9 protein-coding genes and 1 pseudogene are annotated in these 14,342 nt (G+C 33.7%); 6 read left to right on the forward strand and 4 right to left on the reverse strand.

The window, feature by feature from the left end; translation table 11 throughout:
- Positions 1 to 1,369: 1,369 nt before the first annotated feature.
- On the reverse strand, positions 1,370 to 3,127 hold the full coding sequence (menD, locus tag F6K22_RS11920; RefSeq protein WP_293097482.1) for a 2-succinyl-5-enolpyruvyl-6-hydroxy-3-cyclohexene-1-carboxylic-acid synthase: 1,758 nt from the start codon (positions 3,125 to 3,127) through the stop codon (positions 1,370 to 1,372).
- A 131-nt stretch (positions 3,128 to 3,258) separates the two neighbouring features.
- Entirely contained in the window at positions 3,259 to 3,804 is a 546-nt protein-coding gene (locus F6K22_RS11925; protein ID WP_293097485.1) for a MerR family transcriptional regulator, read from the reverse strand.
- A 312-nt stretch (positions 3,805 to 4,116) separates the two neighbouring features.
- Here F6K22_RS11925 and F6K22_RS11930 point away from each other — a divergent pair, with 312 nt between their 5' ends.
- Together F6K22_RS11930 and F6K22_RS11935 are read left to right on the forward strand one after the other, a co-directional pair.
- The gene (locus F6K22_RS11930) at positions 4,117 to 4,410 is read left to right on the forward strand and encodes a hypothetical protein (RefSeq protein WP_293097488.1); all 294 of its coding nucleotides are present in this window, start codon (positions 4,117 to 4,119) and stop codon (positions 4,408 to 4,410) included.
- A 119-nt stretch (positions 4,411 to 4,529) separates the two neighbouring features.
- Positions 4,530 to 5,262: pseudogene (locus F6K22_RS11935) on the forward strand (IS1 family transposase).
- 655 nt (positions 5,263 to 5,917) lie between these two features.
- Here F6K22_RS11935 and F6K22_RS11940 read toward each other — a convergent pair.
- Both F6K22_RS11940 and F6K22_RS11945 read right to left on the reverse strand, forming a co-directional pair.
- Entirely contained in the window at positions 5,918 to 7,414 is a 1,497-nt protein-coding gene (locus F6K22_RS11940) for an isochorismate synthase (protein WP_293097491.1), read from the reverse strand.
- A 353-nt stretch (positions 7,415 to 7,767) separates the two neighbouring features.
- Positions 7,768 to 7,989, reverse strand: coding sequence for an IS200/IS605 family accessory protein TnpB-related protein (locus F6K22_RS11945; RefSeq protein WP_293097494.1), 222 nt, complete (start codon positions 7,987 to 7,989; stop codon positions 7,768 to 7,770).
- 911 nt (positions 7,990 to 8,900) lie between these two features.
- On the opposite strand from F6K22_RS11945, the gene menA reads away from it, so the two are divergent.
- The 4 genes from menA to F6K22_RS11965 all read left to right on the forward strand — a co-directional run bounded on the left by menA (position 8,901) and on the right by F6K22_RS11965 (position 14,007).
- Complete coding sequence (gene menA, locus F6K22_RS11950) at positions 8,901 to 9,797, forward strand: 2-carboxy-1,4-naphthoquinone phytyltransferase (RefSeq protein WP_293097497.1); 897 nt, start codon at positions 8,901 to 8,903, stop codon at positions 9,795 to 9,797.
- 651 nt (positions 9,798 to 10,448) lie between these two features.
- Positions 10,449 to 10,847, forward strand: coding sequence for a peptide-methionine (R)-S-oxide reductase MsrB (gene msrB, locus F6K22_RS11955; protein WP_293097500.1), 399 nt, complete (start codon positions 10,449 to 10,451; stop codon positions 10,845 to 10,847).
- A gap of 667 nt (positions 10,848 to 11,514) precedes the next feature.
- On the forward strand, positions 11,515 to 12,336 hold the full coding sequence (gene menH, locus F6K22_RS11960; protein ID WP_293097503.1) for a 2-succinyl-6-hydroxy-2,4-cyclohexadiene-1-carboxylate synthase: 822 nt from the start codon (positions 11,515 to 11,517) through the stop codon (positions 12,334 to 12,336).
- A gap of 675 nt (positions 12,337 to 13,011) precedes the next feature.
- Complete coding sequence (locus F6K22_RS11965) at positions 13,012 to 14,007, forward strand: o-succinylbenzoate synthase (RefSeq protein WP_293097506.1); 996 nt, start codon at positions 13,012 to 13,014, stop codon at positions 14,005 to 14,007.
- Positions 14,008 to 14,342 lie beyond the last annotated feature (335 nt).

Here is a 14,342-nt window from a genome sequence, read left to right on the forward strand (position 1 = left end):
GTTTTTCCTCCAGCATCAGAATTCCTTGACCAACTCAGTGTTTTCTTGATTTTTCAGAATTTCTTGAAGGAGCACTCAGCACTCAGCAAGCCTCTTTCAGAGGAGCTGCCTCTGAAAGAGGAGCTGCCTCTTGCAGAGGAGCTGCGCTAACGCTAACGCTAACAGCAATCAGCTTTTCAGGCGTGTATAATGGGGGATTCAAACCCCCACGCAAAGCGCACCACTAATTTTTCAAATTATAGTGGGGGACTTAAACCCTTGGATTTTTAGCTGTTAACGTAGTTACGACCCAGGAGGCTAGCTAAATGCTGAAAGCTAATAGCTAGTTAACTAATAGATGAATATGTTAGTGTGATAAATACACTAACATTTTGGCTTTTATATTCACTATAATGTCTACACAAAAATCATATAAAACTACTCAATCAGCCACTCTGAGAGGGAAACAAATCAAGAGTAAAGAGGGTAAATTTCAGCAAAAAATCAAGCTTCTTTAACAAGAAGGAGAGGTGGCTCCTCCTGAAGTTCATCTCATTCGTTATCAAGTCAATAGAAATCAGAAACTTTACTATTATTATAAATTACAATCTGGGCAGCCTATTTTTCCTATGGCTACTGACAGCCAGAAAAAAACTAAATATAAATATGAACGGAAAAGCTGGAAGTGAAGCTCATATTGATGGGGTTAAAAAAATGACTCGAAGGAATCTTATTGATGAGTTATAAAGAGTTGTTCATTCCCTTCAAGAAAGTCCTGTTAGATATCTGTTTCGGTGGAGAAATTGAACCAGACCCATCCTATGATTTTCAAAAACGAAGATAATTCCAGTATGAATTCGGTCTTTAAACATTAATTTAATTAGTTAGCGTAAATATTACGCTAACTAGTTTTTTTTGTCCAAAGTCCAAGAAGTTAGCTAAGTGGATTTATTCGCTGTTGCTTGCTAAAGCTTATGTTGGAATGACTAGTAGGGCGTCTAGACTAAAATTTTAGGTAATATCGAATCCGCCTTAGTAATACCATTTCTCAAAAATTTTTATACATTTGATTGAGCGGGGGAGTAGAGGAGTAGGGGAGTAGGGGAAAAGTAAACATAATAATAATTAACATTAACTTGCTAATTATTAGCAAAAAGTTATTCGGATTCTGTTAATTACTTAATAACTGAAGTATCTACCAAGTAGAGCATTACTTTTGGGAATTGGTATAAGAGAGTATTAAAAAAGAGGAGCTTCACTAACGCCAAATAAAATTGAGTCCCGATAGGTTAAGAAGGGTACTCAAAAAAAGGGGTTCATTTGGAAAAGAACTAGAAAAAGCCACAAAGAGAAACAAGATGTAAAGTAAAGAGCAATTAAACAAGCAGACCTAGAAATGTTGGAACTCTGCAAATTTATCTAAATTATCTAACCGCCATCTAGCATCAAATTGGCGGTTTGTTTGTAATTCTAAAACTCTTATTCCACTACTTGGTAAAGGATTTAAAAGTTGTTGTAATTCCTTCCAGGAAGATATGTTTTGATGTTCTACACCATAAGTTTTACATAAATCAGCAAAATTAATATCTTGGGGAGTAGCAAAAAATTCTGTAAAAGGTGGTTCAAATTTAGCTATGGGTAACATTTCAAAAATTCCACCTCCTTGATTATTAATCAAAATAATAGTTAAATGACCGACTAATTTATTTCTCAATAAAAAACCATTGGTGTCATGTAAAAGTGCTAAATCTCCTGTTAATATGACACTGCTTTGATTACAATGGGCTATACCTAAAGCTGTTGATAAAGTACCGTCTATTCCGTTTGCACCTCGATTGAAAAATGACTGAATTTGGGAATTATTAGGAACCCAGAAAAATTCTACATCTCTAACTGGCATACTATTAGCAATAAATATTGGTGTATTTTTTGCTAATGTCTGAGATATTAACCAAGAAATTTTTGGTTCCAATATATGATTGATTGTTGCCATTTTTTGATCAATATTTTCTCTAACCTTTACTTCAGCTTTACACCACAAATTTAAGTAATTTATATTATAGTTATTCAGGATAATTTCAGGAGTCAAAATTTTGGCTAGTTGTTTTACTGAGATTCGTAAGTGAGTTGTCTTGCCATGAAGCGGATCGAAGTTATGGTCACTTTTGTCAATAATTAATCTGTGGGAATTAGTTACTTCTAGCCAACTTCTTAGTTGTTTACTTGTTGGCAATTCTCCGATTTGTAAGACTATTTCAGGAATGAGTTTTTCTGCTAAGTTATGATTTCTTAAAATTAAATCATAAGTGCTAATTAAATAGGGATTTAACTGAGAGTAGTTTCTTAAAGGGGATAAACCTTCAGCTAAAACAGGGAAATTTAAAGTTTGGGAAATTTCAGCGATCGCTTGACAATATTCTTGAGGTTTTTCTGGTTGTGCTAAACCTGCAATTATTATGCCTTGCTGAGATTTAAGTTGATTTTTTAATAATTCTATTAAGTCATAATTTGGCAAATATTCTGTTCTTAAAACTGGCTGTACAGTAGCAAAAAATTTTTGGGGAAATTTTGATTCTAAGGTTATAGCTTCTGGTTGGGGTATGGGTGGTAAAGGATCTCGAAAAGGAATATTAAAATGCACAGGTCCGGGTGTAGGAAAAGTTGCTTTTTCCCAACCATGAATAACTGTTTGTCTTAAATATTTTAGTCTTTTTAGTTCTACTGAAGGTAAACTTAGTTCAATTTGCCAGTTAGGATAATTACCATATAATTTTACTTGATCTATTGTTTGACCAGCATGACAATTTCGTAATTCTGGAGGTCTATCTGCGGTTAAAACTAATAGTGGGATACGACTTTCTTTTGCTTCTATTATGGCTGGATAAAAATTAGCTCCGGCGGTACCAGATGTGCAGACTATAACGACAGGTTGATGATTTTTTTTTGCTATTCCTAGGGCAAAAAATGCTGCTGAACGTTCATCAAGAATTGGAATAGTTTCAATTTTGGGATGAGTAGCGAAGGCAAATGTTAGAGGTGTGGAACGAGAACCGGGACTGATAATTGCTGTAGTTAATCCTAAATGTTGTAGTGTTTCTACTAAAATGGATGCCCATACTGTATTGAGATTTCTAAAATCAATTGACATTGTTGAGTGTTGAATCTTGAATAGTAATATATCAAGGCGAAAAGGTCTAACACAGTCTTGAATGACTGAAACTAAAAATATAATATTAGTTATTAATCTTCTGCTTTCTATTATCTCTGACTATTTTTTTCCTAAACTTGAATTTTTGGCTTTTTTTTTCTAGTTTTAATCTTCTTGCTTTTTGACCTTTGCTCCACTACTTCTGGTGGCGGACCATAATCTCCATCAGAAAAATATTGTCGCTCTACTATATGTTCGGGTTCTACCTCAATCCATAGACGAGCACCCCCGGCTTGACTTTTATTTGGTTGATGGGGTTGATAAACTATCTGGCAAGGTCCTTTTATTTTCAGAGCGTGGCAATAATCCTTTTTATCTCCGACTTTTACAGCAACTGCAGGATAAGCAGTTCCATTATCTCGGTTGTAATCTATTGTCTTTCGCAGAACATGAATAAAAGTATTACCTGTGCGTTTATTTTTATTCCAAGTTCCTTCAGGGCCACGACTACCTGGTATAATCTCTGGCATTCCCCGATGATTAAGGGGAATCATCCAAAGTCTTTTGACTTTATAGGCACCTATAACCCTGCCTTGATTTAGTAATGTTCGTAATCTACCTGTTGAGATATTGAGTAGAAATGCTGCTTGTGTTGTACGTACTGATGAGGAGCTCATAACTACAACGTCTGAGTTTTAAAACATATTTATATATTATAATACGCGATGTGTAACTTTTTTGTAAAGTTGGTGAAACTTGAATCTATTCAAGTTTAAGCTGAGACTAGACTTGATGGAATTTGAGTGACTCAGGCGGTTACATCGTGTTAAGTGTAATCTTGTGTGGCATTTTGTTTGAACTTCTATTCAACCCTAGGCATTAAGAAAAGCTCACCATTAACTTTTAAACTGAAAAAGATTCAATAATTAAGCTAGTGGGACAAATGTTTTCTTGAGAAGAGTTTATCATAGCTGTTTATTGTTGTGTAGATGATTTACTCGCAACAGATTCAAGCAGAGCATTCATACAATCGAAGAGGATTTGCACCCTCATTAACTGATGCTGAAGTAATTACAATGGAAATTGTCGGTGAATTTCAAGGTATAGATACAGATCAAGGGATTTGGGAGTATTTTAAACCCCATTGGTTTTCTCTATTTCCTGACATAAAAAGTAGAACTACTTATCTACCAAAAGCCGCAAACCTCTGGATGTATAAACAAGAATTGCCAAAATTTTTAGCATGGGAATTAGGTGCTTGTTCTGATTCAATAAGAGAATAAAGAAGTAGCAAAAGGAAGAGAAAAATTTTTAAGCCTAATTTATGGGCGTTGGTAAATAGAAAGATGAATTGAACCCTCCAAGAGCTATAGATTAGATAAAATATCTAAGTAGCATAGAGTTGGAGTTTCATTTTCCATGCAATGTCGGTGAGTGCCTTAGCAAACATATCTGCAAAAACGGCCATCGAAGCCAGAAGCAAAACTACATTTGTGTCCAATGTGGTCGCCAGGCAAGTTGATTTGTATGATCCACCTGGATATAGTCAGGATCTTAAGGCTCTGTGTCTCAAAATGTACGTCAATGGTATGGGTTTCCGGGGGATTAGTCGAGTAAAAGAGTGTAGCCCATACAACCATTATTAATTGGGTGAAACAGGTGGGAGAGCTTTTGCCCGATACTTATGACCCAGAAGATACACCTCAAGTGGGGGAGCGTTCTGGAATTGCAGACTTTTATAGGTAAAAAAAACAAAGTCTGGATTTGGAGAGCGCTAGATCATTTTCGGTCAGGAATTCTTGGCTGGGTAGTAGGAGACCGCAGTGCTAAAACTTTCATCATTCTTTGGCAAGGGATTGCTAACGCAAAGCTTCGCTAACGCTTATTGGCACTGTTACTTCTGGGTAAGCGACGGTAATTCTGTCTATGGACAATTTATACAGCCATAAAGATCGTATAGTTAGCAAAACCTACATGACGAGGGTAGAAGGAGAAAATACTCGTTTGAGGCATTACGCACGCAAGACTTCCGGAGTCGAACCTTATGTTACTCTAAATCCCTAGATATGCTTAAGCATTCCCTCAGACTTTTAATTCATTATCTCAAATTCGGCGCTCTACCTATTCCTGCTTGATTCATCTTTGAAATTACCAGCGCCTTTTTATTCGTGTCCAAAATATTGTCGCTTTTTGGGAATAGGGAGTAGGCAAGAGTTTCGGAGTTTATTTCTAGTTTTTGAATTTTTACAATCTATGTATAGCAAGGGTAATAAAAAGATCACGACTTACGCATAAGCAGCATATATACTAAGAGTTAATGCCCGTTAACCCCTAAAGATGGCGTATAATTTCATTTTTTGCGTAAGTCCCGAAGATTTTACAGGAGATGTCCTTTTGATAAAAAAGATGGTTTATGAACTAAAAAATGGTATTGAAGCCATTCCCAGATGACTCCTGTACGTCGCCAATCCGACCCTCCCTTTCCTGACTCTGACTCCTAAAAAATTCCCTAGCTATTTGTAGTAAACATTTATCACGCTTGGTATAAATCCCTTTCACTCTCAGGAGCCTAATTACAAAAATCACTACTTGTACACCACTACCTTAAGTCGAAAAAACTGCCAGCTTTTCGCTCTAAAAAGCTAAATAAAGTTAGCATTTTGAGTAGACAAGATTTCCTCCTAACTCTCCCCACTCTACTTTTTTCAGCAAACCCTAATTAATTTTGTTTACCTGCTTAATTTTGATAGTTGGAAAAGAAATAAATCCTTGTAATTTCTTGATTATTTTTCAAACTAAAGCTTTCAATAATGTCTGAAATTTTAGTTGAACTTCTGCCAATTCTTTATCGGGTTTAGAACCACTAACTATACCTGCACCAGCATAAAGTCTAGCGCGATCTCCATCGATTAAAGCTGACCTAATACCTACAGCAAATTCTCCATTTCCTTGATGATCTATCCAACCAATGGGTGCTGCATAAAGTGAGCGATCAAAAGTTTCAAAATTCTGTATTTGTTCTTGAGCAATATCTCTAGGAACTCCTGCCACTGCTGGTGTGGGATGGAGTTCTGCTAATATTTCTAATAAATGAATATTTTGGGAAATTTCTGCTGTAATTGGTGTCCATAAATGTTGAATATTTGACAATTGTAGCAGATGGGGTTGAGATGAGTAATTGGGTTTTAATCCTAAATCTTGGAGACGTTTAATAATGAAATCTATAACAAATTGATGTTCTCGTAAATCCTTTTCACTACATAATAAACTATTGGCTAGTTTGGCATCTTCACTTGGGGTTTTACCTCTAGGTGCGGAACCTGCTAAAGCATCTGTAACTAATTGATTATTATTAATACTAATTAAGCGTTCTGGACTGGCGCATATAAAATTCTGACCGTTGCCGTTACTAGTAGAAAGTATATAGCAGTCTGGATAAATCAATCGCAAGTTATTTAAGGATTTGATTAAGTCAAAATTTGTTTGAGAATATATATCTATGGCATGAGCTAAAACAATCTTTCTTAAAGAGTTTGAGTTGATTAAGTCTAGAGCTGAAGCAACTGATTTTTTAAATTCTTGTAAATGATTGACGTTAATTTTCCGCAGTTTTTTATAAGGTGTAGTTAAAGTTAATAAATGAGTATGATTTATCTGGGTTATTTGCTGGAATTTATACCAAACTTTTTGGGAAATATGTTCAATGTTAATTGAGTTGTTGATAACTGTATTAATCACAAGTATGTTGCGGTTATTTGTCTGAGTTATTTGCCACTGTGGTAGAAATATTGTTGCTGAAGGAAAGTGAGGATTTATAGATAATTGTTGTGCGTAATTACCATTTTGATGAAGGTTATTTAGATTTGCTTGAGTATGCTTATCAAAGAATGTAAAACTACAAAAAAAGTGGAGACCTGCATAGGGTAAATGTGTCGCACCTAGAGAAATTGTATTATTTAAACATGATTGAATAAAAGATTGAGCTTGTACAAAACGATTCCCACTTTTAACAGTCAAGTGGGTAGCAGCGTCAATGGCAGCGATCGCCAAGCTATTTTTGTGGAGATTTTTTTCTCCAATGATTTGTTTTTCTAAGTAAAAATGTAGTTGATGTGGTTCACAAATTTCTGCCAATATTGCTAGGGGATCTACTGGTAATATTTCCAGAGAAATACTAATTATTTTTGTCTGCATTTTGTCTGTTAATGTCTGTTGACAATTAAACAGAAATTGATGCAGGTCTTGATAGGTTTGAAACAGATTAATAGAAGTTGGTATTACAGGCATGAAAATAAGAATAGCAAATTTTCACTGAATCAGAGAGAGCGATCGGTGGGGCTGTCCAATTCCTGACGGTGGCCAATTTTATCCCCTAGTATTAATTAATATGAGAGTTTGTAAGTTTATAGACAAATATTCATTACTTAACTTACTTTTTCAGGTGTTATCCTGAATGGAATTACTCCTAATCCCTCTATTCCATCGGCATAAGCATTTGGAACTACCTTTCGTATGGGTATTGTAACTGCCGTTGAGGTCAGCATTGATTAACAAGCTATTTTTTGATTTGTATAAACATAAGCATGATTCTTTTCCCACTAAATTTATGTTTGACTCCCTGGCTATAATTTGGGGTGTTCTTAAGACCCGTGAAAGCTCGCTTTTGATGTGTAACTTTCTTCGTTGATAATTACTTTTATACCTACCTTATCTGCTTTATATCTCAATTGTTCTATAAATTTATGATGAGGGATTTGGACAAAATTTTGGTTATTTCTTTTCTCTAAATTAACTTCTTGTTTCCATTTTTTATTATTCCCTATTTCACTAATGAATAATTGATAATTAGAGATAGTTTTCATTGATACAGCACTTTCCGGTGTAATGAGATACACCTTGTTTTAAGACAGAAGTCAAAAGTCAAAAACTAAGAAGATTGGACTTTACCTCATAGCAAAGGAAACCGCTGTAATTAGAGATAGTTTTCATTATCCATTATTTCTTATCCACTATCCATTATTCATTATTCATTATTCATTACTAGGTATTGCTTTATACTCAAAAGAATCTTTAATTAAATGATAAGTTTTGGCCGCGTTTAAATACTTCTAGTTAAAGATATATTTTTATCTAACAATATAATTAACTGCATTAAATAAATTCTTTGATAAAAAGTATAACTTATCGATTTCTTGATAATGAGAATAGCGCTTGCTAATTATATATTTTTCAGTCATTTTCATTTTTATTTGGCAGCTCCTGAGTTATTTTCTCTGTTTTTTTTCGCCCTATGAAGTCCATACATTCTCGCACTAAAAGCATAAATAATTGATACTAAATCTTGCATAAGTTCATCTTTATTAATTGTTAGCTTGATTGACAATTTATAATTATTTGTCTAATTTATTTAGTAATAGATGAATAAAGTAACATAGTTATCCGTAAATGTCTATATTTTTATTGAAATTAAATAAGACCTTTTTTCACATCCCTTTTGTGACGATAGGGCATAAGGGATTATTCAGGCAAGTCGAAAACCTAAATCAAGTCAAATGTAAAGGAAAAATAAATTACGTTATTTTTTGTTAAGATTTTGGTATGACTGGCAAATTAAAGTGGTAAGAGATTAAAAATTGTTGTTAGTAGAAAATATCTCTGGATAATATTTATAATTGTTTTGAGTTAGAGTTAAGAAGTTTTTCATAATCAACTTAACTATAACAATCAACTTACATGACTATTATTAAAATCAAGAATTAATTATCAAATCAAGATGACAGTTGAAGTAGCAAATAAGTCTGATAAAAAATTATGGTTAGCTGCTATTAAGCCACCTATGTATAGTGTAGCAGTTATGCCGATATGGGTAGGAACAGCAATAGCTGTCTGGGAAAAAAATGCGATTAATTGGTCTATTTTTTTAACGTTTATCACATCGGCAATTTTAATTTTGGCTTGGGAGAATATTAGTAACGATGTGTTTGACTCGGAAACAGGTATCGATCAAAATAAGCACCATTCTTTAGTGAACCTGACCGGGAATAAAGACTTGATTTTTTGGCTAGGTAATCTATGTTTATTTTTAGGTATTTTGGGAATTGTAATAATTAGCTGGTGGTTGCAAGATTTAACTGTAATTGGATTAATATTGTTGTGTTGTTTTTTAGGATATCTTTATCAGGGTCCTCCTTTTAGATTAGGATATCAAGGTTTAGGAGAAATTATCTGCTTTTTTGCCTTTGGTCCGTTGGCAATTTCTGCTGCTTACTATAGTCAAACTAAGGGTTGGTCAATTAACAGTTTAATAGCATCAATAATTATAGGAATTACTACTACTATTATTCTCTTTTGTTCCCATTTTCATCAAGTAGAAGATGACTTAGCAGCAGGAAAGCGATCGCCTATTGTGAGAATGGGAACTAAAGCAGGTTCTCAAGTATTAAATTGGTCTTGCGAGATTGTTTTTGTACTAATTTCTATTTGTGTAGGTTTAGGATTTTTCCCAGTTTGGACTCTATTAAGTTTTGCTGGTTTGCCTTTTGCTATTCATTTATGTCGTCACGTTAGTAATCATCACGACCAACCAGAAAAAATTAGTAACTGTAAATTTATTGCAGTTTATCTACATTTTTTTAGTGGATTACTATTTGGCTTAGGATTTGTTCTGTGAGTCTGAAAATATTTGCAATAAATAGATTTAGGTTATTCCTAAAAGAGTAAATATCTAAATTACTAAAAAAAATGGTGGAGAGCAAGTACAGTTATAAGCACTTAGCTATTGGCTTGAGTAAGAACTATTATCTTTAAGGTTTTGAAGTCTTATATAACAATCCTAAATAATTTGTGAAAAAAAATTGTAGGGGTTTGGTCTCCAAATCCAAGTAAAAATGGGATTTGGAGACCAAACCTTGTTGGATAAAATGGCAGTCCTGTATATCTAGCGATCAAATTACGGTGAAGCGATATAGCTGCCACACTTGCTCAGTCAACACTTCATTATAATGGGGTTCTTATATTAGTAAGGTACAATATTTTTTTTCTTTTCCCTATTCCCTAAAATTCAAAACTTGGTGTATTTAAGCAATTCTGAAATTCCTATATCTATAAGATTAGATAATAATAAAAATAATTTACCTACAAAAATAAAGTGCAAGAAATCAAGCATCATTCATAAATGCCCTAAATTTATTTACAGGGTTTCTCAACCTTGGTTCTTCCTTCAATAATATGTTATGATTTGTAAAGCACAACGGTCTATAGCATTTAAAAATTAGCGTTGTACTGGGAAATATAACAATTTGTCAAAAGGAAAATTAAAGGCATGGTTAATAAAATTCAAAAAAGTGAAAAAGATTGGAAAGAACAACTCACACCAGAACAGTTTAATGTAACTAGAAAAAAGGGAACTGAAAGACCATTTACAGGGGAATATCACAACAATAAAGAAAAAGGAATATATAAATGCGTTTGTTGTGGTACTGACCTATTTAGTTCAGAAGAAAAATACGATTCTGGCACAGGTTGGCCTAGTTATTGGGCGCCAATTAATCAAGAAAATATCAAAGAAGAAACTGACTGGAGTTTATTTATGCGGAGAACAGAAATTCTCTGCAATAATTGTGATGCTCATCTTGGTCATGTTTTTCCTGATGGTCCCCCTCCAACAGGGTTGCGTTATTGTTTGAATTCTGCTGCGCTGAAGTTTGTTAAAGCTGAATAGATAATTTCCAATTATGGTGGTATATTTGTCGCCATAATTTTTTCGGTTAAGTCATTTCAGTTATCAGTTATCAACTATTACGACCTCCAGCTTCAGGTTGAAGTAAGAAAATCCGAAATCTCCTTTTTTATTTCCTTAAAAGGGGAGACTTGACATCTTATTTATTGGTCATAATGAAGACATATAAATCACAAATTGTGAAATTAGTTGTGAGTAATACCAGGAGTGATAAATATTTGCTACAAATGAAGACACTTGATTATAAATGCTAATTTTTTGTAGAAAGTTATTGATTTTATTTAGGGACAAAATAAATTATTTTCGTTCCTTATTTCTGACTTTCTTCCAACTTCGGTTCTTCCTTGTTTATTACCTATATTATTTGGTAAGCATTCAACTTTTGAACGTAATAATTTACTAAGGTTAGCCGATCACAAAATTTAATTTATATTTCACTTCTTGACGACTAATTCCTCCTTCCAAGATAATGAGTTAATAACTCATAGCTGTTTCGTTACGCGACATGTTTGCGGAGCATTCCGGAGAAAAAAACATAGTTCCGACCCAGGAGGCTAGCTGATAGCTGAGTGCTGAATGCTTACATTATTTGTAACATTTTTTTTTAATACTATAAATATCAAATTACTTTGTTCAGAATTATTGATTAATGTTTGATGGGAAAAATTATAAATTTAATTACTTTTTAACTGAAAAAAAAAATAAACAGGTTATTTTATTACTACATGGGTTTATGGGGAATAGTAATGATTTTATAGAAATTATTCCTCAGTTATCTGAAAAACTTTGTTGTCTAACAATTGACTTACCTGGGCATGGAAAAACAATAGTTTTTGACAGTGAAGAATATTACAATATGCCGAATACTGGCAAAGCATTGATTGCTTTATTAGATGATTTAAAGATTGAAAAATGTTATTTATTTGGCTATTCAATGGGTGGAAGATTAGCATTATATCTGGCGATAAATTTTCCTACTAGGTTTGAAAAAATAATATTAGAGTCAGCATCTCCAGGATTAAAATATGAAGTAGAGCGATCGCTTCGTTATGAGTCAGATTTAAAATTAGCTAATAAGTTGGAAAATAGTAACTATGAAGAGTTTTTATCGAACTGGTATAGTCAAGCATTGTTTGAATCTTTGAGACAGCATAATAATTTTGAAAAGCTTAAAAAAAGGCGGTTGGAAAATAATCGATTGGAATTAGCAAAGTCTCTCCGAAATTTGGGAATAGGTAATCAACCTTCACTTTGGGATAAATTATCAAATCATCAAATTTATACATTATTAATGGTGGGAGAGTATGATGATAAATTTCAAGCTATTAATACAGAAATGGCAGAATTATGTCAGGTTGCTAAAGTGAAAATAATTCCTGAATCTGGTCATAATATTCACTTGGAAAATCCTAAAGAATGGGTTGAAAGTATAATAATTTTTTTGGTAAAAGGAAGAGAAAATAAGGTATGAAGCTATTCCTGCTCCATCAGTCTTAAAAGCTTTGTTTAATAGGGAGTTAAGAAGTAAGCATAGATTATACTAATATTATTGATTGGATAAATTATATAGCAATCCTAAATTATTTGTGAAAAAAACTGTAGGGGTTTGGTCTCCAAACCCAAGTGAAAATTGGATTTGGAGACCAAAACCGATTAAAGAAAATATTACCGAATAATTAATAATTAATAATTAATAATTATTAATTAAATAATTCAGCTTACTCTGCCTCCCCTTTCAAAGGGAAAAAGCGGTCGGAAAGCGGAGCATGACCTTAGGATGGGATGGCGAGGTCTCCTCGCTTGCCTCCAATCGACCAAGAGAGCGGTCGGAAAGCGGAGCATTCCGAAGGATGGGATGGCGAGGTTTCCCGAAGAGTGCAGAGCCGCTCCGAAGTGCGCCATATCAAATCGACCAAGAGAAAAGTGCTCTTGAATTTCCTTATATTCAATACCTCTGGGTTTTAACCTTCTTGTAATTATCAATTATCAATTATCCATTATCCATTAATGAAAACCTATGGGTGGATTCCTATATTAAAGTATTTTTTCCTTATTTCTTTTTGTCCGTTACCTTAAAACTTCATGTAACCATTAATAGAAGAGGTAGGGGGATGAGTTTTTTCAAAAAAAATGTTCTCAAAAAATCATGCAGTACAAATTAAAATTTTCTCCCTATAAACGAAAGTTCAAACAACCTCTCAAAACCAATCATGGTATCTGGAATATTAGAGAAGGAACTATTCTACAACTAACCAGTAAAACTGGAGAAATAGGTTTAGGTGAAATTGCACCTTTAAGTTGGTTTGGTTCGGAAACTTTGTCGGAAGTTTTAGATTTTTGCCACCAGTTGCCAAAAGAAATTACAACAGAAACAATTTTTTCTATTCCCGATAATTTACCTAGTTGTAAATTTGGCTTTGAGTCAGCTTGGGAAAATTTTCAACAATTAGAAATAGAGGAGAAAGAAGAATTTAAAAACCCTAATTTTTACAGTGCTTTATTACCAGGGGGAAAAGCCGCTTTAGAAATTTGGCAGCAACTTTGGCAAAAAGGATATCGCACTTTCAAATGGAAAATTGGAGTCGATAAAATTCAAACAGAACTAGAAATATTTCAGCAGTTAGTTAAAGAGCTGCCTACAGAAATAAATCTGAGATTGGATGCTAATGGAGGATTAACTTTTGAGGAAGCAAAAAAATGGTTAGAAATCTGCGAAAATATCAACATAATTGAGTTTATAGAACAACCTTTACCTGTTGATAAATTTTGGGAAATGCTCGACTTAAGTAATTCCTATTCTACCCCTATTGCCTTAGATGAATCTGTTGCCAACCTCAGCAAAATGCAACAATATTATCAACAAGGTTGGCAAGGAATATTTGTGATTAAACCTGCTATTTTTGGTTCGCGTGCGGAACTCCGTAACTTTTGTCAAAATTATCCCATTGATGCAGTTTTTTCTTCAGTATTTGAAACAAAAATTGCCAGAAAAGCAGCACTTCAACTTGCTACAGAATTACAACCAAACTTAAGAAAAAATCGTGCTTTTGGTTTTGGTGTCACCCACTTTTTTGATGAAGATCGGGCACACACGGATTTGGCCACTAATACACGGATGGATATAGATACCTTTCTGGTTTGAGAGAAAATTTAGGCAGAAGTAAAAATTTATAGTCTGTATCTGGTTGAGCGAGTCGAACTTTATCTATATAGTTGTGGAAGATGAAATATTTTGCGACTCTGGGAAATTTTGCCGAAAAAATCTTCTCTGGTTTGAGAGAAAATTCAGGCAGAAGTAGAAAATTTATAGTCTGTATCTGGTTGAGCGAGTCGAACTTTATCTATATAGTTGTGGGAGATGAAATATTTTGCGACTCTGGGAAATTTTGCCGAAAAAATCTTCTCTGGTTTGAGAGAAAATTCAGGCAGAAGTAGAAAATTTATAGTCTGGTATCTGTGGGAGCGAGTCGAACTTTA

The organism is Okeania sp. SIO2F4, from assembly GCF_010672385.1.
Taxonomy (GTDB): Bacteria; Cyanobacteriota; Cyanobacteriia; order Cyanobacteriales; family Microcoleaceae; genus Trichodesmium.

Bases quoted from the DNA above. Each gene is read 5' to 3' on its own strand.
- F6K22_RS11930 (WP_293097488.1), top strand. From the start codon at position 4,117: ATGATTTACTCGCAACAGATTCAAGCAGAGCATTCATACAATCGAAGA.
- menH (WP_293097503.1), top strand. From the start codon at position 11,515: ATGTTTGATGGGAAAAATTATAAATTTAATTACTTTTTAACTGAAAAA.
- F6K22_RS11925 (WP_293097485.1), bottom strand. From the start codon at position 3,804: ATGAGCTCCTCATCAGTACGTACAACACAAGCAGCATTTCTACTCAAT.
- F6K22_RS11965 (WP_293097506.1), top strand. From the start codon at position 13,012: ATGCAGTACAAATTAAAATTTTCTCCCTATAAACGAAAGTTCAAACAA.
- F6K22_RS11945 (WP_293097494.1), bottom strand. From the start codon at position 7,989: ATGAAAACTATCTCTAATTATCAATTATTCATTAGTGAAATAGGGAAT.
- F6K22_RS11940 (WP_293097491.1), bottom strand. From the start codon at position 7,414: ATGCCTGTAATACCAACTTCTATTAATCTGTTTCAAACCTATCAAGAC.
- menD (WP_293097482.1), bottom strand. From the start codon at position 3,127: ATGTCAATTGATTTTAGAAATCTCAATACAGTATGGGCATCCATTTTA.
- menA (WP_293097497.1), top strand. From the start codon at position 8,901: ATGACAGTTGAAGTAGCAAATAAGTCTGATAAAAAATTATGGTTAGCT.
- msrB (WP_293097500.1), top strand. From the start codon at position 10,449: ATGGTTAATAAAATTCAAAAAAGTGAAAAAGATTGGAAAGAACAACTC.